Genomic DNA, 19,949 nt, shown 5'->3' with positions numbered 1-19,949 from the left:
TCCTATTCAGGCGCAGGCGAAGAGAGTTGACGCGGCCGTCATCGACGACCACTGCTCGGCGAAGAGGTCACTGACCCGGTCGAGAGAAGGAGCGAGCGGCAGAATCTGCCGGCTGACGAGGGCATCCTCATCGAGTGCAGCGACCGGATGCCAGTAGATGCCGTCGGCCGTCACAGTCACCTCGGGAATTAGCGACTCCCGCGAGAATGCGAACCCTTCATCGGCGACCCCTTGGAGGGCGATCGGACGGATCACCTGATCGGCCCGCGGAATCCCGAGCCCATCGAACAGCGCGTGCAGCTCATCCAATGCCGGGTCATCGTGCGCCGAGATGGTCGCGGCGACCCGCACGGTGAAGCCCTCGTCGAGTGCCACCCGAATGCCGGCTAGCGCCCGCTTCCAGCTCCCAACGCCGCGGTGCGAGTCGTGTACCTCCGCGGTCGGCGAGTCCACGCTGATCTGCAGAGCGAAGCCAGCGCGCGGCATCGCCTGCAGCTTGCGCAGTCCCTGACCACGAAACAGCATCCCGTTGGTTAACAGCGTGGTCGGCAGCCGGTCGACGCAGGACCGCACGATCGCATCGATATCGGGCAGCAGGAATGGCTCACCGCCGGTGAGGTAGAGCTCGCGCACGCCCCACGCTGCGGCTTCGGCAACGAGGGCTTCAATCGTCTCGATTCCCAGCAGCCGCGGGTCGGCTCTCGGTGAAGACGCCACACAGCAGTAATCGCAGGCCAGGTTGCAATGAAAATTGGTATAGAGCCACAGCCGGGCTCCGGGCATCCGATCGGCGGGGATCATCGTCGCCGGGTTGCGCGGTCGTCCGCGACCGACGGTGACATAACCGGCATCTTGCTCGACCATCATTGTGCTGACCACCGTGTTGCCGGTCTTCGCGCACCACCGGCGCACCAAGTCCAGTTCGCTCGCCGACGCCACCGGGAACTCGGCGGTGTCCCCCTCGGCCAACTGTTCGACGGTGCGCATGAGCGCCATGACTACCATCGGGAATCGACGCCCTGCTCAGCAATCGCCTCGAAGAGGCCGGCGTAGCCGTCAAGGTGTGGCTCGACCCACTGGGTGAGCCCTTCCAGTTCAAGGATGCGCCGGTGCGCGGGCACCTCCCAGTCCATGGCGAGCAACTTTGCCACCCACGGAGCACTCACCGCCTCGGGAAGCGTGTCCAGGGCGGTGAACATGCAGTGCGAGTAGGTCTCGGTCTGCCAGACCTGTTCCAGCATCCCGGGCATCAGCTCACCGCGGCCAATGTTCTCCCAGACCGTGATGCCGATAGCGGCGACGTCGGCGTCCCCGGCAAGAACCGCGTCGATCGCGTCCAGCTCGCTTCGCCCGGTGTCACCATGCTTGCCGATGTCACTATCGAAGCGTTTCAGCTGCATGTGGTCCACATTCACGCCGGCCGCGCGAAGGTAGTGCAGGGGCAAGATCGCGGCGTGCGCGGAGTCCGCCGAGCCGAGTGCCAGCCGCCGGGCGCCGATGTCGCCGGGACCCGACCATCCGCTGCCCGCCGCCGCCACGAACACCGTCGAGAACGCAGCGTCGGTGTCGCGCATCGCGAGCGCCCGCACGTGCCCATCGGTTTGCAGCACGGTGCGAGCATAAGCCAGGTTGGTATTCCACGCGATGTCAATCATTCCGGCCCGCAAAGCGTCGACCAGACGGCCGTAGTTGGAGAACAGCACGAAATCCATGGCCGTGTCGGGCTCATCAAAGTAATCACGGATGCCCTCCCAGATGGGAACGACATTGGGCGTATACGCGACGGCTCCGACGAGCAGGGGCGCTCCGATTAGTTGTGACATCCGGCGCTCAGAACAGGGGAAGGCCGGTGAGGGCCTTGCCGTAGAAGTCGTAGAGCACGTCGGCCGTGGGGGCCATGACCGAGCCGGCCCGCGCATCCCGAAAGGCTCGCTCGATGGGAAGATGTTTCGAGAATGCCGCACCGCCGCAGACCCGCATCGCCGATTCGGTAATCGTCAGCGCGGCGTCGTTCGTCGAGGCTTTCACCCCGAGCACGAACAATCCGGTGTCGTCAGCGGGACTCGCTACCCGTGCCGCCGCCAGAGCCAGGTAGGCACCCTGGGCCGCAAGCGCAATGCTCATCTTCGCCACCTGAGCGCGAATGGTCGGTAACGCCGACAGCGCCTGATCCAGATGCTCCAACCGGGTCCCAGTCACATGGGTCGTCGCCGCATCCACCGCGGTCCGCGAGAGCCCGAGCGACACTGCCGAGTTGCCCAGGTTGAACCACGGCAGCACGGTGGCCATCATGGTGCCGAACCCGCTCCCCGCCTCGCCGATGCGATAGCCGGATGGAATCTTCACCGACACCGACATCGGGCTCGACGCGTTGCCACGCAGCCCAAGCCCTCGCCAGGGGCCGGCGATCTCCAGACCGGGGGTGGCTGAGGGGATCGCGTACAGGTCGACGGTCTCTGGGTCGACAGCGCTCTTCGACGACATGACGTAGACGTCTGCGTGACCGGCCGAGGTTACCCAGCTCTTGTAGGCGGAAAAGCGCAGATCGTCGCCGTCGGTGACGGATTCCGACACGGGGGCCCAGAAGTGCGACCGCGATCCTTTTTCACTGAAGGCGAGTGTGCCGAGCACCTCGCCCGACGCCATTCGCGACAGGAGGTCCGGCATCGCGGTCGGAGGGGCGGATGCCACTGTCACCGCCGCCGCGACGTGCATCAGGTAGATCATCGCGGTCGAGCCGCAGGCCGCAGCGATGGAGCCGACCACCTGGATAAACTCGGTCGGACCGGCGCCCATGCCCCCGGCGTCCTCGCTGATCACCAGCCCGAGCAGCCCACTCCGGCGCAGCGCCTCGACCGCAGCGATCGGATACGTACCGTCTGTATCGACCTGTTCGGCGTGAGCGGCGGCCACTGCCGTCACCTCCGCAACGGTCTCGTCGAGCGTCGTCTGTGTCATGGTCATCCGGTCTCCTAGCATCGTCGCTGAAGTTTCTCGCCGCCACTACCGCGGTGCCGACCAGGTAAGTATTGCGTATCGAGATGCCAAATCAAAGAGAATGATTTTTGGCTCTCCTGAAGTATCCGTGGGTTCGTTGGGAGCGCCTTAACGGCCGCACGCGGCTCTCCTCCTAGGTTTCTAACTGTCAAAGGTAAGAAACTCGGGAACGGAAAAAGCGGCATGCGAGCACGGAGAATATGGCGAACTCTCCTCGGTGTCGAGAACACGTTCGTCGAGGACGTCGATCTTGATCTGGAGGGCAGGATTTTGATCGCGTTGGTGCGTCCGATGGCGTCGAAACGGAACCGATGCGAGTCCTGTCAGAAGCGCAGCCCACGCTGCGACCTCGGTGACGGGCGGCGTCGCTGGTGGGGGTTGGACGTGTGCTCAATTCAAGTTCACCTTGAAGCTGACGCGCCGCGTGTGTCCTGCCGCGTCCACGATGTGACCGTCGCCGGCGTGCGGTGGGCCCGGCACCAGAGCGGTCAGACCCTATTTTTTGACGACCAAGTCCCGTGGCTGGCCACACAAACGTCCAAGACCGCCCTCCCTGTGCTGATGCGCATCGCGGATCGGAATTGACAAGATCAGTTAAAAGCGCGGCCACAGGTATTTGACCTGCGTCGTCGACCACGATTCCGGCCGTCTTGTGTGGGCAGCACCGGGTCAGGACAAAGCCACCCTCGCGACATGTATCGACGCGTTAGGACCGGAGCGGTCGGCCCAGATCACGCATGTTTCTGCCGATGGTGCGGCCTGGATCGCCAGTGTTGTCGCGGACAAAGCCCCCAACGCCATCCGCTGCGCCGACCCGTTCCACGTCGTGAAATGGGCCACCGAAACCCGCGATGACGTCCGCCGAACCGATCAACGTCAGAGAATTGACTTTGCTCTCGTCCTACAGTCCGATTTAGAATAGAGACAGCTACTGCCCTACTCCCGACCGTCCTCAAGCGGGATGAGCATGGTGCGGAACGGACCGGCAACGGCGTGGAGGTCCCAGATGCGATCGGCGACCCCGTCGATGCCGTTGGCAAGCTGAAGCTGTGGGATGCCGCCGGGAATCACAAGTTGGTTGACACGGATGCCCTCACCCGCGAGGGCATCGTGGAGCATCTCGCCGTAGGCGCTCTCGGCCGGGAAGGCGACCGATGTGCCGGCGAAGTCGGCGCGGGCCTTCACGGAGGTTCCACCGTTGATCATGATGATGCTTCCGCTACCTGCCTGACGCATCGCCGGGAGCACTGCACGCACCGCGTGGATGAGCCCGAGGGCCGAGAATTGCAGGGCCTCTAACGCCAGCTCGGGAGTCATCTCAAGCACGGGCTTCAGGTAGTCGCGCGACGGGAGCGGGCTATATTGCAGCGCGGTGATGGGCCCGAGTTCTGCCGCCGCGTTCGCAAGAGCAGCTTCGAGTGACGCCGGCGTGCGGACATCCGCAGCGTAAGCACTCGCGGTGAAGCCGGCAGTGGTGAGCTCGGCTGCCATGGCGTCTAGTTTCGACGGGTTCCTGGCGATCAGGGCAATTGAGAAGCCTTCGCGCCCGAACCTTCGCGCAACTGCTGCGCCGAGTCCCGGTCCGGCTCCGATGATGGCGATGACAGGCACGATGGTCTCCTTCGATTGATGTTGCTGTGATGACGATCGCGAAGAGGTCGAGCTTAGACGTTGAACCTGAACTCCACCACGTCGCCGTCCTGCATGACGTATTCCTTGCCCTCAATGCGGGCCTTGCCCTTGGAACGGGCCTCGGCAATCGAACCGGCGGCCATGAGGTCCTCGAAGGAGAAGATCTCCGCCTTGATGAAACCCTTCTGGAAGTCGGTGTGAATGACCCCAGCGGCCTGCGGCGCGGTCCAACCCTTGTGAATGGTCCAGGCACGGCACTCTTTGGGGCCGGCCGTGAGGTAGGTCTGCAGCCCGAGGGTATCGAAGCCGATGCGCGCGAGCTGGTCGAGACCGCTCTCGGCCTGACCGGTCGAGGCGAGCATCTCAGCGGCGTCTTCGGCGTCGAGTTCGCTCAGCTCGGACTCAAGCTTCGCGTCGAGGAACACGGCGTTCGCCGGAGCGACGAGCGCGGCAAGGGTGTCGAGCCTGGCCTGGTCCTGCAACACGGCCTCATCGACGTTGAAGACATAGATGAAGGGCTTAGCGGTGAGCAGGCCGAGTTCACGGATCGGCTCGATGTCGAGCGTGGCCGACGACAGCGGCTGGCCGCCGTCGAGAATGGCCTGCGCCTTGAGCGCGGTCTCCAGCACGATGGCGGGCAGCTTGCGGCCCTTGACCTCTTTCTCGAAGCGCAGCACGGCCTTCTCGAGGGTCTGCAGGTCGGCGAGAATCAGCTCGGTATTGATGGTCTCCATGTCGCCGGCCGGGTTGACCTTGCCGTCGACGTGCACCACGTCCGGGTCGGCGAATCCGCGAATGACCTGGGCGATGGCATCCGCTTCGCGAATGTTGGCGAGGAACTTGTTACCGAGCCCCTCCCCCTCGCTCGCGCCACGCACGATGCCGGCGATGTCGACGAACGACACCGGCGCTGGCAGCAGGGTCTTGCTGCCATAGATTGTCGCCAGGTCGGCCAGGCGCGAATCGGGAAGGTTCACGATTCCAACGTTTGGCTCGATCGTGGCGAACGGGTAGTTCGCTGCGAGCACGTTGTTCTTGGTCAGGGCGTTGAACAGGGTTGACTTGCCCACATTGGGGAGTCCGACGATTGCAATTGTAAGAGCCACGAGAGAGCATTCTACCGGCCACGTCTGCGCGGGCTCTGTCGGTGGCCCGTGAGACCATGAGGCGTGCTGAATTTCACCGCGATCGATTTCGAAACCGCCAACTCCTCGGGCGCCTCGGCGTGCTCAGTGGGGATGGTGAAAGTGCGTGACGGCGTGGTCGTCGATTCGGCCTACTGGCTCATTGCACCGCCGCCCGGCCACGACGAGTTCTCCGAGTGGAACACGCGCATCCACGGCATCACCGCAGCGGATGTCGTGGATGCCGCCAGCTGGGCCGAGCAGCTTCCGCAGCTGGTCGCCTTCGTCGGCGACGACTATCTCGTCGCCCACAACGCCGGTTTCGACCTCGGCGTGGTCAAGACAGCATCGCTCGTGACCGGCCAGCCGGTGCCCGATTTTCAATATGTCTGCAGCCTGCAGGTTTCTCGCCGTACCTATCACCTGGAGTCGTACCGTCTGCCGGTCGCGGCCATGGCGGCCGGGTTCGAGGACTTCTCGCACCACAACGCGCTGGCCGACGCCGAGGCGTGTGCGGCCATCATGATCCATGCGGCAGGGCGTCACGAGGTCGACACGATCGAGCAGCTGGCCCACGTGACCCGGGTCAAGATCGGCGTGATCGGGCCAGCGGCCACCAAGGAGCACGCGTCGACGCACGGGCCGATGGCGCTCAACTAGCGGCGCTCAGCCGGCTGGATTGGCTCGGGCATGTGGACCGGTCCGAGTGTCATTCCAGCGATGTCAGTGGTCGCTGGCAGACTTAAAGCATGGATCCACTGCTGAGTTTGATCGTCGGTCTCGTCGTCGGTGCCGCGCTGGGCGCCCTGTTGGCCGTGGTGGTGCTGCAACGCAACCACGCGCGCGCCACCGCTACCGGGGGTGACGACCCCGCCATGCTCGAAGCCCATCATCAGGTAGCCCTCGCCGAGGCCCGAGCGAGCGAGGCCACGGTTCGCGCTGCCCTGCAGAGTGAGCTGTCGGCCGCTCTCGCCACCGTCGACGGTCTCTCGGCGCAGATCGACCACGACCGGGCCACGTCACGTGAGGCCGTCGAGCGCCAGCGGTCAGATCAACAGTTGCAGTCCGAGCGGGAGAAGCGCGAGCACCTCGTACTCGAGGCCCTCAGCCCCGTTCGTGAGACGCTGCGCACCATGCAGGAGAAAGTCACCGAGCTCGAGACGCAGCGCAGTGAACAGTACGGTTCGCTCTCGCAGCAGCTCAAGCAGGCGCAAATTTCGGATCAGCAATTACGGGTGACCACCGAGTCACTCGCGAGTGCCCTGCGTTCCAACAGCACCCGTGGTGTATGGGGCGAGACCCAGCTGCGGCGCGTCGTCGAAGCTGCCGGTCTGGCCCAGTACGTCGACTTCAACACGCAGACCAATATCACGACGGATGCCGGCCTTGGCCGTCCCGACATGGTCGTACGGCTGCCCGGCAATAAGTCGATCGCGATCGATGCCAAGGTTCCGCTGGAGCACTACATCGAAGCCAGCACCATTCCCTACACGGCCACAGGCGAAGAGGGTGCCCGCCGCAAGCTGCTGATCGACAAGCACGTAAAGGCCGTGCGCGCGCACATTGACGCGCTCGCCAAGAAGACCTACTGGGAAGGCTTCGATGCCAGCCCGGAGTTCGTGATCGCCTTCATTCCGAGCGAATCCCTGCTGTCCGCGGCGCTCGAGGCCGACCCGTCAATTCTCGACTACTCGTTCAGCAAGCGAGTTGCCTTGGCCTCACCGGTGAACCTGTGGGCGGTGCTGAAAACGGTGGCCTTCACCTGGCAGCAGCAGGCCGTCACCGATGAGGCGCAGAAACTCTTCGACCTCGGCAATGCCCTGTACCAGCGGCTCGGTGCGCTCAGCGGCCATGCCGAGTCGCTGCGCAAGGCGCTCGAGCGCACGGTGGACAGCTACAACAAATTCGCCAACTCACTCGAATCCCGGGTGCTCGTAACCGCTCGGCAGTTTCCGGGGATCGACCAGACCAAGATTGGGCTGCTCACTGAACCGGCAATCATTCACGATTCGCCGCGCAAGCTGACCGCGCCCGAGTTGGAGGCGCCGGCATCTGTTTCCGACGAGCTGGACCTGCCCGTTCAACTGGACGGCGCTGAATTGAATGAGGCCAGACACAGCGTGATCGACCGTCGTCTCGCTGATGCCGACGAATCGGATTCCGAGGTACACGTGTAAGTCGGTGACAGAGAGTGTGAACGAAGAACTGCACGCCCCAAGTCTGAACAAACAGACCCGAGGCGTGCAGTTTGCGTTACGAGCCCGTCTTGCAGGCCAGCTCCGAGCCGGTCGAAGCGACTACAGCCACTTCTCGGCGAGGTGCTCGGCGATGACGCGACGGGCCGTGCCCGAACGCGAGCGCAGCACGATGCTTTCGGTACGGATCATCGGGCCCTTGCGACGCACGCCGTCGACGAGTCCGCCGTCGGTCACACCGGTCGCCACGAAGAACGTGTTGTCCCCGCTGACCATGTCGTCGATTTCGAGCAGCTTGTCGATGTCGAGGCCGGCCGCGACTCCGCGAGCACGCTCAGCGTCGTCCTTCGGAGCCAGGCGTCCCTGCATGTAGCCGCCGAGCGCCTTGAGCGCGCAGGCTGTGGTGATGCCCTCCGGGCTTCCGCCGATGCCGACGCACATGTCAATTCGGGTCTCGTAGCGCGCAGCGTTGATACCGCCAGCCACGTCGCCGTCGAGCATAAGGCGGGTTCCGGCGCCGGCGCTGCGAATCGCGTCGATCAGGCCGGCGTGGCGGGGGCGGTCGAGTACGGCAACCGTCAGCTCTCCGACTGGTTTCTTCACTGCCTTGGCAAGCTCACGCAGGTTGTCGGCGATCGACTGGTCGAGGCTGACGACGCCGCGACCGGCTGCACCGGTGACGATCTTGTCCATGTAGAAGATCGACGAGGCGTCCAGCATGGTGCCGCGGTCCGACACGGCGATGACGGAGACGGCGTTCTGGCGGCCGGCGGCGGTGAGGCTCGTTCCGTCGATGGGGTCCACGGCGATGTCGCAGGCGGGGCCGCGGCCGTTGCCGACGTGCTCACCGTTGAAAAGCATGGGGGCTTCGTCTTTTTCGCCCTCACCGATGACGATGAGTCCGTCGAAGTTGACGGTGCCGAGGAAGGCGCGCATAGCGTCGACGGCGGCCTTGTCGGCGGCGTTCTTGTCGCCGCGGCCAATGAAGGGCACGGCACGGATAGCGGCGGCCTCGGTGGCTCGAACGAGCTCCATCGCGAGGTTACGGTCGGGGTGTTGAAACAGAGTGGCGGTCTCGGTGCTGTTCAAAAGGTCCTCCCGGACGTAAGTTCGACTTCGAATACGACGGATGCGCGGCGGGTCGCGCGGATTGTCCGCCCGAGTCACCTTATCGCGCACGGACCACGCCGAGGCGGGCGTGGCTAGACTCGGGTCACACCCCCGCACACTTTCGAGGAGAAGCAATGCCCATCGCAACCCCCGACCAGTACGCCGCCATGCTCGACAAAGCGAAGACAGGCGGGTTCGCCTACCCGGCGTTCAACGTGTCCTCGTCGCAGAGCATCAACGCCGTCCTCCAGGGCCTCACCGAAGCCGGATCCGACGGCATCATCCAGGTCACCACCGGCGGCGCCGACTACTTCGCCGGCCACACCGTGAAGAACCGGGCCTCCGGCGCGCTCGCCTTCGCCCGTTTCGCGCACTCGGTCGCCGACAACTACCCGATCACCGTGGCACTTCACACCGATCACTGCCCCGAGGGCGCGCTCGGTGACTTCGTCATTCCGCTCATCGAAGCCTCGGAGTCTGCGGTAGCCGATGGCGGCAACCCCATTTTTCAGTCGCACATGTGGGACGGGTCGGCCATCGCGCTGGACAAGAACCTGGATATCGCCACTGACATCCTCAAACGCACCCGCGCGATCAACGCCATTCTCGAGGTCGAGATCGGCGCCGTCGGCGGCGAAGAGGACGGCGTGCAGGCCGACGTCAATGAGAACCTGTACACGACGCTCGACGATGCGATCAAGATGGTCGAGGCCCTCGGCCTCGGCGAGCAGGGCCGTTACATGGCCGCCCTCACCTTCGGCAACGTGCACGGCGTGTACAAGCCCGGCAACGTGAAGCTGCGCCCAGAACTCCTCAAGCAGATTCAGACCGGCCTGTCCGCCAAGTTCGGACTCGCAGCGCTGCCTCTCGACCTGGTATTCCATGGCGGCTCAGGCTCGACCGATGCCGAAATCGCCGAAGCCGTCGCCAACGGCGTCGTCAAGATGAACATCGACACCGACACCCAGTACGCCTTCACCCGCTCGATCGCCGACTACATGCTCAAGAACTACGACAGCGTGATCAAGGTCGACGGCGAAGTCGGCAACAAGAAGGTTTACGACCCGCGCGCCTGGGGCAAGGTAGCCGAGTCGGCCATGGCCGCTCGCGTGGTTGATTCCACCCGCCAGCTCGGCTCCGCCGGGCACTCAAACAGTTAGAGCAATGACAGACAACCCGGACTCCGTTCCACCACCCGCGAAAGACCCACGCCCGCGCCCCCAGTACGGCGAACTCGCCCCTGAAGGCTGGATCTGGCAGCCGCCGCAGGACACAAACCGGGTTGACCCCGCTCCCTCCCCCACTGCCGGGGCGGGAGCGGTAACACCGCCGCCCAACAATCAGCAGGCTCCCGCGGCGGTGGCCGGACCGCGAACCGTTCCCGGCTGGGACCGCCCGTGGACCATCGGCCTACTCGCCTTCGGACTCCTGGCAAATGTCTACGGCGTATTCTCGTTAGGCGGTTTCCCGGTGGCCATGCAAATGTTCTACACGCAGGAGGGCCTGGGAACGTACGATCCCGCTGCATCCATCGGTGCGATTACGACGTCCGGCGCAATCGTGCTGATATTCGTCTGGCTCGCCGCGGCAGCGATATCCGTGCGGCTGCTGCTGCGTCATCGACGGGCTTTCTACGTGCCGATTGTCGGTGGAGCCGTGTCCCTCGTCGTGCTGTTCGCCTTCACCGTGGCTGCACTCTCCATCGACACGACCCTAATAGAGTTTCTCAGCCGCCAGTAACGCAGTGCGCAACCCCGAGGGACGGAAACGATCGCGCTCCCGCCCTTCGGTTGCTCGGCCGCCTACTCAGCTGCGGCGGCGCGACCGCCGAAGGCACGGGTATCCGTTTCGCCCGAAAGGTCCTTGCGCAGTTCCTTGGGCAGCGAGAAGATCAGGTCTTCTTCGGCCGTCTTGACCGGCACAACGTCGGCATAGCCGGCATCGGCGAGAGCGGCGAGCAGCTCGTCGACCAGTTCTTCGGGAACGGATGCCCCGCTCGTCACGCCCACGGTGGCCGCGTTGTCGAGCCACTCCTGCTTGACCTCGCTCGCGAAGTCAACGCGGTAGGCAGCTTTCGCGCCGTATTCCAGAGCCACTTCGACCAGGCGCACGGAGTTCGACGAGTTGGCGGAGCCGACCACGATCACGAGGTCGGAGTCGCGCGCGACCATCTTGATGGCGACCTGGCGGTTCTGGGTGGCGTAGCAGATGTCGTCGCTGGGCGGATCCTGCAGGTTGGGAAAGCGCGCCCGCAGTCGGCGCACGGTCTCCATGGTCTCGTCGACGCTGAGCGTGGTCTGGGACAGCCAGACCACCTTGTCGGGGTCGCGCACGACAACGGTGTCGGCTTCCTCGGGGCTGCCGACGAGCGTGGTGTGCTCTGGGGCTTCACCGGCGGTGCCCTCGACCTCTTCGTGGCCTTCGTGGCCGATCAGCAAAATCTGAAAGTCGTCGCGGGCAAAGCGCACGGCTTCGCGGTGCACCTTGGTCACGAGCGGGCAGGTGGCGTCGATGGCTTGCAATCCGCGCTCGGCGGCCGCGTTGACGACGGCCGGCGAGACCCCGTGGGCGCTGAACACGATGTGCGCACCATGCGGCACTTCGTCGACCTCGTCGACGAAGATGGCACCCAGATTTTCCAGCTCGGAAACCACATGGATGTTGTGCACGATCTGCTTGCGCACGTACACGGGGGCGCCGTAGTGCTCGAGCGCCTTCTCCACGGCGATGACCGCGCGGTCGACTCCGGCGCAGTAACCCCGCGGGGCAGCGAGCAGCACCCGCTTATGTCCGACCACCGGGGTATCCTTAAGCCTGTTGCGAGCGCTGGGAATGCGCGGCATGCCCAGGCCAATAGAGGTCGGCTTGCTAGTAGTGTGCGCGCTGGTGTTCACCGCCTCAGTCTACGCACGCACGACCGAAGAACTCTGGGAGGACCCGCCTGTGCCCAACGCCAGCGCCACGATCAGCACCACCGCCAGGATCACCGCATGACGGATACCCCCGCCACCGTCGAAACGCCGTGGCCGGTCGCCCTGCTCTCGGGCAAGATCCGCGGTTACATCGAGCGGCTCGGCATGGTCTGGGTCGAGGGCGAGATCACCCAGTGGGGTGCCAGCGGCGGCAACGTCTACGGCAAGCTCAAAGACCTTTCTGAAGACGCCACCGTGAGTTTCACCATCTGGTCGTCGGTGCGCGCCAAACTCACCGCCGATTTCAAAGCCGGTGACCGCGTTGTTGCCCTGGTCAAGCCCAACTTCTGGGTCAAGGGCGGCACGCTGACCATGCAGGCCTTCGAGATGCGGCACGTTGGGCTCGGCGACCTGCTCGAGCGACTGGAACGCCTGCGCAAACAGCTCGCGAGCGAAGGCCTGTTCGATGCCTCTCGCAAGAAGCGCCTGCCGTTTCTGCCGCACTGCATCGGCCTGGTGACCGGCAAAGATTCCGACGCCGAGAAAGACGTCATCCGCAACGCGCAGCTGCGCTGGCCGGCCGTGAATTTTCGGGTCGCGCACGCCGCGGTGCAGGGTGACCGTGCCGTCGGCGAGGTGACCAGCGCGATCCAGCGGCTCGACGCCGACCCAGAGGTCGACGTCATCATCGTCGCCCGTGGCGGCGGCGACTTTCAGAACCTGCTCACCTTCAGCGACGAGAGCCTCGTGCGTGCCGCCGCTGCCTGCATGACGCCAGTGGTGAGCGCGATCGGACACGAGGCCGACCGTCCGCTGCTCGACGACGTCGCCGACCTGCGAGCCTCTACCCCAACGGATGCCGCCAAACGCGTCGTTCCCGACGTGAGCGACGAACTAAACCGGGTGCAGCAGGCCCGGGCCCGCCTGAGCAGCCGACTCACCGGCATCCTCTCGTCGGAAATCGACCGCATTTCCCAGCTGCATAGCCGACCGGTGCTGATCGACCCGCGCTGGATCATCGACTCCCGCAGCGAAGACCTCACCCGCTACGTGGCGCGCGGCGCCGAACTCACCGGGCGCGTTCTCGAACGTGCCGGGGCCACGGTGGTGGAACTGCGCTCTCAGCTGCGGGCCCTGTCGCCCCAGGGCACCCTCGACCGCGGCTACGCGATCGCCCAGCTGCCGAGCGGCCACGTGCTGCGCAGCGCCGACGACGCCCCGGAAGGCACCGAACTTCTGCTCACCCTGGCCAGCGGCACCGTTCCCGCCACCACCAACGCCGCCGCTTCGAAATAATTAGAATGGATTCCATGACCTCGCCCGCCGCAGACACCAGTGAACTCAGCTACGAACAGGCCCGCGATGAGCTCATCCGCGTGGTGAACGAGCTCGAACAGGGCTCGAGCACCCTCGAGCAGTCGCTCGCACTGTGGGAACGCGGCGAAGCCCTCGCCCGCCGCTGCGAAGAATGGCTGATCGGCGCCAAAGCCAGACTGGATGCCGCCCGTCTGGCAGCGACGGCGCCCGCCAGCGAAGACACCGCGACCGCCAGATGAGCCGCGCCCCTAAACCGCCGCGCGTTGTCGCCGAACTCGGCCGGCCGGAGACTCCGCAGGAGACCGCCGACCGGCTCGCCGAGAATTCGCGCAAGTACCGCTCGCACAAGACGGTGAACAATCTGGTGCTCTCCCTGCTCGTCACCGTGGGCGCTGTGCTCGTGCTCGTGCTGCTGGTGCCGCGCAATGACAACCCGATCACTCGCGACATCGACTACGCGAGCATCGCTGCCCAGACGCAGCCCGTCGTGGACCACGCCCTCGCGAGCCCCGTATTGCCGGGCGACTGGAGCGCCAACGACGCCGAGTGGCGGGCCGGCACTAACGGCCAGGTACCCTCCTGGTACATCGGGCTGCTCACACCCGACAACCAGTACATCGGCTTCAACCAGGCCTTCGACGCCAACCCCACCTGGCTCGCCCAGAAACTGCCGGACTCCCCCGTCGTTGACACGGTCAGCATCGCCGGAGTCACCTGGGACGTTTACCGCAACAGCGCGGCTGCCGCCGATCGCGGCAACTTCGACTACGCCCTCGTCACCACCGCCGGCACGAGCACCTACGTGCTCATCGGCACGGCACCCACCGGCGACTTCGAGACCCTCGCTACCGCGCTGGCGCCCAACGTGGCAGAGAACGCCGCCGAATGAACCGCGCCTGGACGACTCCCCCGTCGCCGGCTGAGGCCTGGAACGAACTGCGCGAGGGCAACGTGCGCTTCGTCGCCGGTACCCCCCGGCACCGCGAAGATGTCGACCGACGGGCGGAGCTCGTCGGTCAGCAGACCCCGCACGCCGCCCTGTTCGGCTGCAGCGACTCCCGACTCGCCGCCGAGATCATCTTCGACCAGGGCCTCGGCGACCTGTTCGTCGTGCGCAACGCCGGCCAGATCATCTCCGAATCCGTGCTCGGCTCGCTCGAATATGCCGTCGCGGTGCTGCACGTCCCACTCATCCTGGTGCTCGGCCACGACGAGTGCGGTGCGGTGCGCGCCGCCATCGATTCGCAAGGCACGGATGCCCCGCCCCTGCCCGTTCACATCAATCACGTTATCGAAAAGATCGTTCCGGCGGTGCGTCGCGTGAGCGGGGTGACGGCATCCGCTTTTCTGGACCCTCAGCTGGTCGATGCCGGCCACGTGGGCCGGGAACATCTCAAAGACACGGTCACCGAGATGCTCGAGCAGTCCGAGTTGATCAGCGCGGCCATCGCAGAAGGTACATTGGCTATCGTCGGTGCGAATTACGTTCTTCGCGAAGGGCACGCCGACCCCAACATCGTGGTGGGCGTCATTTAGACCCGCCGCCTCACAATCGCGCACCCGTTGCGCACAGCACGACTCTCATACAGCACCGAAAGGGAATGCACATAGTGGTGGACACCTCCGCAAACGCCGGCTACCGGATCGAACACGACACGATGGGTGAGGTCCGGGTTCCAACTCACGCACTCTACGGTGCCCAGACACAGCGAGCCGTGGAGAACTTCCCGATCTCGGGTTCCACGCTCGAGTCCGCGCAGATCGCAGCTCTCGCTCGCATCAAGAAGTCCGCAGCTCTCGCCAACGCCCAGCTCGGCGTGCTGGAGCAGGACATTGCTGACGCGATCGCCGCTGCCGCCGACGAGGTCATCACCGGCCAGTACGACAACGAGTTTCCGATCGACGTCTACCAGACCGGCAGCGGCACCAGCTCGAACATGAACATGAACGAGGTCATCGCGACCCTCGCGACCCGCGCCCTCGGCCGCCCGGTGCACCCGAACGACCACGTCAACGCGAGCCAGTCCTCCAACGACGTGTTCCCCACCTCGGTGCACATCGCCGTCACGAGCGCCCTGATCGACGAGCTCATCCCCTCGCTCGACCACCTCGCGGTCGCGTTCGAGTCCAAGGCTGAACTGTGGAAAGAGGCCGTCAAGGCGGGACGCACCCACCTGATGGATGCCACTCCGGTCACCCTCGGCCAGGAATTCGGCGGCTATGCCCGCCAGATGCGCCTCGGCATCGAGCGCATTCGCACAGCGCTCCCCCGCGTCGCCGAGGTTCCGCTCGGCGGAACCGCGGTCGGTACCGGCATCAACACGCCCTACGGTTTTCCGCAGCTGGTCATCGAGCTGCTCGTTCAGGAGACCGAGCTGCCGATCACCGAAGCGCGTGACCACTTCGAGGCCCAGGCCAACCGCGACGGCCTCGTCGACGCTTCCGGAGCCCTGCGCACCATCGCCGTCTCACTGACCAAGATCAACAACGACCTGCGCTGGATGGGCTCAGGCCCGAACACCGGTTTCGGCGAGATCAACATCCCCGACTTGCAGCCCGGCTCGTCGATCATGCCCGGCAAGGTCAACCCGGTCATTCCGGAGGCCGTGCTCATGGTCTGCTCGCGCGTCATCGGCAACGATGCCACCATCGCCTGGTCCGGCGCTTCAGGCTCATTCGAGCTCAACGTCGGTATCCCGGTCATGGGAACCGCCCTGCTCGAATCGATCCGCCTGCTGACCAACGCCACCCGCGTTCTGGCCGACAAGACCGTCGACGGCCTCGTCGCCAACCTCGAGCACGCTCGTGCGCTGGCCGAGAAGTCGCCGTCGATCGTCACCCCGCTCAACCGGGTCATCGGCTACGAAGCCGCCGCCAAGGTGGCCAAGAAGGCCGTCGCTGAGGGACTCACCGTGCGTGAGGCCGTCATCGCCCTGGGCCACGTCGAACGAGGTGACCTGACGCTCGCCGAGCTCGACACTGCCCTCGACGTGCTCAGCATGACGCGTCCCCCGCAGCAGAAGTAACAGCACGACAAAGCGCCCGGCCCCGCAAGGGACCGGGCGCTTTGCCGTACCAGCTACATGACCTCGTTGCCCTCCAGCATCTCGGTCACGAGGGCGGCGATCGCGCTGCGCTCCGAACGGGTCAGGGTCATGTGCGCAAACAGCGGATGCCCCTTCAACGTTTCAATCACGCTGGCCACACCATCGAAGCGGCCGACCCGCAGATTGTCGCGCTGGGCGACGTCGTGGGTGAGCACCACGCGCGAGTTCTGACCGATGCGGCTCAGCACGGTCAGCAGCACGTTGCGTTCAAGCGACTGTGCCTCGTCCACGATCACGAAGGCGTCGTGCAGGGACCGACCGCGAATGTGAGTGAGCGGCAGCACCTCGAGGATGCCGCGCTCCATCACCTCCTCGACCACGTTCTCCGAGACGATCGCGCCGAGCGTGTCGAATACCGCCTGCGCCCACGGCCCCATCTTCTCGCCCTGGTCACCGGGCAGAAAGCCGAGATCCTGCCCGCCGACCGCGTACAGCGGCCGGAACACCATGATCTTGCGGTACTGCTGGCGCTCGAGCACGGCCTCCAAGCCCGCGCAGAGAGCGAGCGCCGACTTACCGGTTCCGGCTCGTCCGCCAAGCGACAGAATGCCGATCTCCGGGTCGAGCAGCAGGTCGATGGCCAGTCGTTGCTCGGCCGACCGTCCGTGCAGCCCGAAGACGTCACGGTCGCCGCGCACGAGCTTGAGCGTGCCGCGACTGGTCACCCGGCCGAGGGCCGACCCGCGATCGGAGTGGATGACCAGCCCGGTGTTGATCGGCAGGTCCTGCACCGTTCGCGAGTCGAGCGTCTCTTTGTCGTAGAGCACGCTCATCTGCTCGGCGCTGAGGGTGATCTCGTCCATACCGGTCCAGCCGGAATCGACCGCGAGTTCGTGCCGATATTCATCGGCAGCGAGGCCGAGGGATGCGGCCTTCACCCGCAGCGGCAGGTCCTTCGAGACGACGGTCACCGTCATTCCTTCGTTGGCCAGGTTCAGGGCCACGGCGAGAATGCGCGAATCGTTGTCGTTCAATTGCAGGCCCGACGGCAGCACCGACATGTTCGAGTGGTTTAGTTCCACGCGCAGGCTGCCGCCCTCGCCAACCGGAATCGGAAAGTCGAGGCGTTCGTGCTTGAGCCTCAGCTCGTCGAGGTTACGCAGCGCCTGCCGAGCGAAATACCCGATCTCCGGGTCGTTGCGCTTGGACTCCAGCTCGCTGATCACCACCACGGGCAAGACAACGGCGTGCTCGGCAAAGCGGAAAATCGCTTTCGGATCTGACAGAAGCACCGAGGTGTCCAACACAAAGGTGCGCTCGGTTTGCGAAGCGGATGTTTCCACCCGGTCAGTCGCATTAAGGTCGGTTCGATTAGCGGTCACAGCCACTCCCACCCTGCGTCACGAGGACGCGGATCACTTTGGCGAGCTGGCCATCAAGCAATTCTCGAGCCGTACTTATATGGCCGTCTCGATCAGGTGCCGTACCTGATAAAAGTGACGCTACGACTTACCGGCGCAAAATGGAACCCGACACGCCCACCGAAATCTGACGTTCACCTGACGTTGGGGCAGACGCAGAGTCTGAGCCGCGGCGATGCTAGTAGGTAGCGGCGAGCGTGTAGGCGGTGAGTGCACCCCTCAGCATGGTTACCGTGTCAGGGTCGAGGGCCGCGTGCACGCTGAGCCGCACGGTGGCGCCGCGGGTGGTCGCGGTGATGCCGTGGTTGTGCAGGCTGGCCACGAGGGTGGTCAGCAGCTCAGCCGGCGGCTCGAGTACGACGATGCCCGCCCGTTCGCGAACATCGCGGGGCGAGACGATCTCGATGACGAATTCGTCGACGAGTTGGATGATCTGCGAGACGTTGTCATTCATGGCGGTCTGGATGACGTCGACACCGACGTCGGAGATCTGCTCGAGGGCCGCTGCGAACCGGGCCTGCGCGATGGAGTCGCCGTTGGTCACCCGGAAGGCACTGGCTGCGCGGCTCGGCGGGGTCACCTCGTCCCACGGCTCGTCGGTATCGGTGCCGACGTAGCCCGAATACACCGGCACGAGTCGTTCCAGCGCCCGTTCGCTGAGGGCCAGAAAGCCGGTGCCCCAGCCGGCCCGCGTCCATTTCTGTCCACCGGAAGCGACAACATCCGCTGCCTCATAAGCGGCATCGACGATGCCGAAGCCTTGGATAGCGTCGACGATGAGCAGGCGATCGCCGATGACCTGACGGATGCCCTCGAGGTCGGCCCGATAGCCGGTTCGGGAATCGACGAGGCACACAGCAACGGCGGCGACGGCCGGGGTGAGCTGGTCGCGGATCTGCCCCGGAGTGACGCGGCCGTGCTCGGTCTGCAACCAGAGCGGAGTGACCACGTGCAGCGACTCAGCGGCCCGAACTGCGGCGAACGGCACGCTGGGAAAGTCCCCCGCAGATAACAGCACCGAACCGGTCAGACCGAACATGGCCTGCATCAGACCCGAGCTGGTGTTGGGCTGCAGCACGACCTGTTCAGGCGTGAAACCGGTGAGAGCGGATACCGCGGTGCGCGCACGCAGATCCTGCTCGGCGAGGTGGTCGAGGCTGCCGTAGCGGGCACGCGAGAGCACCTCGGTCTGGCCGAGGGTTTCGGCGACGACGGCGTCGGAGAGCGGGCCGACCCGGCCATAGTTCAGGTAGCCGGGTTCATCACGAAAGCCATCGGTGAAGCTCAGGAGCGAATTCATGCTTGGGTCCAATCAATTGGAAAACGAATACTCCCCCGTTGGTCTCACCCCGCCAACGGGTCTAGCCGCCGAACCGGCGCTGCCGGCGGGAAAAGTCGCGCAATGCCCGAAGAAAATCGATCTCACGCAGGTCGGGCCCGAGCGCCTCGACGAAGTAGAACTCGCTGTGCGCGCTCTGCCACAGCATGAAGTCGCTCAGCCGCTGCTCACCCGAGGTGCGAATCACGAGGTCGGGGTCGGGCTGACCGCCGGTATACAGGTGCTGGCCGATCAGTTCGGGCGTGAGCGTCTCCGCGAGGTCTTCCAGCGTGCCACCGTGCGCGTGGTGGGTGGCGACGATGCTGCGCATCGCGTCTGTGATCTCCGTGCGCCCGCCGTAGCCGACTGCGAGATTCACGTGCAGGCCCTTACGGTCGCTGGTGCGGGAATCCGCTGCGTCAAGGGCTGCGACCAGCGGAAGGGGCAGGCCGGCTTTGGACCCCACCTGCTGCACCCGCCAATCGCGATAGTGCGAGAGCTCTTCGGCCAGATCGGCGATGATCTCGATTAGATCGGCGAGTTCGTCAGCGGGCCGCTGGGTGAGGTTGTCGGAGGAGAGCAGGTACAGGGTGACGACCGAAACTCCGAGGTCGTCGCACCATTCCAGAAATTCGCGCATCTTCGCGGCACCGGCACGGTGACCGTGTGCGGCCGTCTGAAACCCCAGTTGTCTGGCCCAGCGGCGGTTGCCGTCGATGATCATGGCCACGTGACGGGGCAGATGCTCCGGCGTCAGTCCGCGTCTCAGGCGGCGCTGATACAGCCTGTAGAGGAGGCCGCGCGCTGAGGGAACTTGGGGTTTCTGCACACAGTTACGCTAGTCCACTCCGACGGGCGTTCGGGGCACGCGGGGCT

The 19,949-nt window shown here is 65.1% G+C and carries 19 protein-coding genes and 1 pseudogene; 10 read left to right on the top strand and 10 right to left on the bottom strand.

Going from position 1 to position 19,949, the window contains the following annotated elements:
• Positions 1-6: 6 nt before the first annotated feature.
• Genes BLS91_RS10780 through fadE16 form a run of 3 tightly spaced genes read right to left on the bottom strand, consistent with a single transcriptional unit; the run spans position 7 to position 2,964 of the window.
• The gene (locus BLS91_RS10780; protein ID WP_198412713.1) at positions 7-996 is read right to left on the bottom strand and encodes an Rv1681 family radical SAM protein; all 990 of its coding nucleotides are present in this window, start codon (positions 994-996) and stop codon (positions 7-9) included.
• Between the two features lie 2 nt (positions 997-998).
• Positions 999-1,823: an Rv1680 family SBP-like protein gene (locus tag BLS91_RS10775; RefSeq protein ID WP_092340708.1), complete on the bottom strand. Its 825-nt coding sequence runs from the start codon at positions 1,821-1,823 to the stop codon at positions 999-1,001.
• 7 nt (positions 1,824-1,830) lie between these two features.
• A complete protein-coding gene (gene fadE16, locus BLS91_RS10770; protein WP_198412712.1) occupies positions 1,831-2,964 on the bottom strand; it encodes an Rv1679 family acyl-CoA dehydrogenase in 1,134 nt (377 codons plus the stop codon).
• A 216-nt stretch (positions 2,965-3,180) separates the two neighbouring features.
• On the opposite strand from fadE16, the pseudogene BLS91_RS20645 reads away from it, so the two are divergent.
• A pseudogene (locus BLS91_RS20645) lies at positions 3,181-3,862 on the top strand (transposase); the annotation flags it as partial.
• Between the two features lie 71 nt (positions 3,863-3,933).
• Here BLS91_RS20645 and BLS91_RS10755 read toward each other — a convergent pair.
• Positions 3,934-4,608: an SDR family NAD(P)-dependent oxidoreductase gene (locus BLS91_RS10755; protein ID WP_092340705.1), complete on the bottom strand. Its 675-nt coding sequence runs from the start codon at positions 4,606-4,608 to the stop codon at positions 3,934-3,936.
• A 53-nt stretch (positions 4,609-4,661) separates the two neighbouring features.
• Positions 4,662-5,735 carry a redox-regulated ATPase YchF gene (gene ychF / locus BLS91_RS10750; protein WP_092340704.1) on the bottom strand — a complete coding sequence of 358 codons (1,074 nt, stop codon included), beginning with the start codon at positions 5,733-5,735 and terminating at the stop codon, positions 4,662-4,664.
• A 63-nt stretch (positions 5,736-5,798) separates the two neighbouring features.
• Here ychF and BLS91_RS10745 point away from each other — a divergent pair, with 63 nt between their 5' ends.
• Complete coding sequence (locus BLS91_RS10745) at positions 5,799-6,413, top strand: exonuclease domain-containing protein (protein WP_092340703.1); 615 nt, start codon at positions 5,799-5,801, stop codon at positions 6,411-6,413.
• Between the two features lie 89 nt (positions 6,414-6,502).
• Positions 6,503-7,930: a DNA recombination protein RmuC gene (locus tag BLS91_RS10740; protein ID WP_092340702.1), complete on the top strand. Its 1,428-nt coding sequence runs from the start codon at positions 6,503-6,505 to the stop codon at positions 7,928-7,930.
• Positions 7,931-8,050: 120 nt separating this feature from the next.
• Here the strand turns inward: BLS91_RS10740 and glpX are convergent, their stop codons facing one another.
• Positions 8,051-8,983, bottom strand: coding sequence for a class II fructose-bisphosphatase (gene glpX, locus BLS91_RS10735; protein WP_092340794.1), 933 nt, complete (start codon positions 8,981-8,983; stop codon positions 8,051-8,053).
• Positions 8,984-9,192: 209 nt separating this feature from the next.
• Here glpX and fbaA point away from each other — a divergent pair, with 209 nt between their 5' ends.
• Entirely contained in the window at positions 9,193-10,218 is a 1,026-nt protein-coding gene (fbaA, locus tag BLS91_RS10730) for a class II fructose-bisphosphate aldolase (RefSeq protein ID WP_092340701.1), read from the top strand.
• 4 nt (positions 10,219-10,222) lie between these two features.
• On the top strand, positions 10,223-10,798 hold the full coding sequence (locus BLS91_RS10725) for a DUF6264 family protein (RefSeq protein WP_134505147.1): 576 nt from the start codon (positions 10,223-10,225) through the stop codon (positions 10,796-10,798).
• 62 nt (positions 10,799-10,860) lie between these two features.
• On the opposite strand, the gene BLS91_RS10720 is transcribed toward BLS91_RS10725, so the two are convergent.
• Positions 10,861-11,901, bottom strand: coding sequence for a 4-hydroxy-3-methylbut-2-enyl diphosphate reductase (locus BLS91_RS10720; protein WP_092340699.1), 1,041 nt, complete (start codon positions 11,899-11,901; stop codon positions 10,861-10,863).
• Between the two features lie 147 nt (positions 11,902-12,048).
• Between BLS91_RS10720 and xseA the strand changes: the two genes are divergently transcribed.
• The 5 genes from xseA (at position 12,049) to BLS91_RS10695 (ending at position 16,313) form a co-directional block, all read left to right on the top strand.
• Entirely contained in the window at positions 12,049-13,266 is a 1,218-nt protein-coding gene (gene xseA, locus BLS91_RS10715) for an exodeoxyribonuclease VII large subunit (protein ID WP_092340698.1), read from the top strand.
• A 5-nt stretch (positions 13,267-13,271) separates the two neighbouring features.
• The gene (locus BLS91_RS10710; RefSeq protein ID WP_092340697.1) at positions 13,272-13,526 is read left to right on the top strand and encodes an exodeoxyribonuclease VII small subunit; all 255 of its coding nucleotides are present in this window, start codon (positions 13,272-13,274) and stop codon (positions 13,524-13,526) included.
• Positions 13,523-14,176, top strand: a complete 654-nt coding sequence (locus tag BLS91_RS10705) for a DUF4245 domain-containing protein (RefSeq protein ID WP_092340696.1) — start codon at positions 13,523-13,525, stop codon at positions 14,174-14,176. Before BLS91_RS10710 ends, BLS91_RS10705 begins: the two co-directional genes overlap by 4 nt.
• Positions 14,173-14,823: a carbonic anhydrase gene (locus BLS91_RS10700; RefSeq protein WP_092340695.1), complete on the top strand. Its 651-nt coding sequence runs from the start codon at positions 14,173-14,175 to the stop codon at positions 14,821-14,823. The genes BLS91_RS10705 and BLS91_RS10700 overlap by 4 nt, the downstream gene beginning before the upstream one ends.
• A 65-nt stretch (positions 14,824-14,888) precedes the next feature.
• Complete coding sequence (locus tag BLS91_RS10695) at positions 14,889-16,313, top strand: class II fumarate hydratase (RefSeq protein WP_092340694.1); 1,425 nt, start codon at positions 14,889-14,891, stop codon at positions 16,311-16,313.
• Positions 16,314-16,366: 53 nt separating this feature from the next.
• On the opposite strand, the gene BLS91_RS10690 is transcribed toward BLS91_RS10695, so the two are convergent.
• The 3 genes from BLS91_RS10690 to BLS91_RS10680 all read right to left on the bottom strand — a co-directional run bounded on the left by BLS91_RS10690 (position 16,367) and on the right by BLS91_RS10680 (position 19,902).
• The gene (locus tag BLS91_RS10690; protein WP_369827294.1) at positions 16,367-17,716 is read right to left on the bottom strand and encodes a PhoH family protein; all 1,350 of its coding nucleotides are present in this window, start codon (positions 17,714-17,716) and stop codon (positions 16,367-16,369) included.
• A gap of 217 nt (positions 17,717-17,933) precedes the next feature.
• Positions 17,934-19,055: an aminotransferase class V-fold PLP-dependent enzyme gene (locus tag BLS91_RS10685; protein ID WP_092340693.1), complete on the bottom strand. Its 1,122-nt coding sequence runs from the start codon at positions 19,053-19,055 to the stop codon at positions 17,934-17,936.
• A gap of 61 nt (positions 19,056-19,116) precedes the next feature.
• Positions 19,117-19,902 (bottom strand): isoprenyl transferase, encoded by a 786-nt coding sequence (locus BLS91_RS10680; RefSeq protein ID WP_092340692.1) that lies wholly within the window; start codon positions 19,900-19,902, stop codon positions 19,117-19,119.
• Between the last annotated feature and the right edge of the window lie 47 nt (positions 19,903-19,949).

Source organism: Cryobacterium flavum (genome assembly GCF_900103805.1).
GTDB classification, from domain to species: Bacteria; Actinomycetota; Actinomycetes; order Actinomycetales; family Microbacteriaceae; genus Cryobacterium; species Cryobacterium flavum.
Note: the sequence above shows the minus strand (reverse complement) of the source record. Positions and strands in the feature narration are given on the sequence as shown.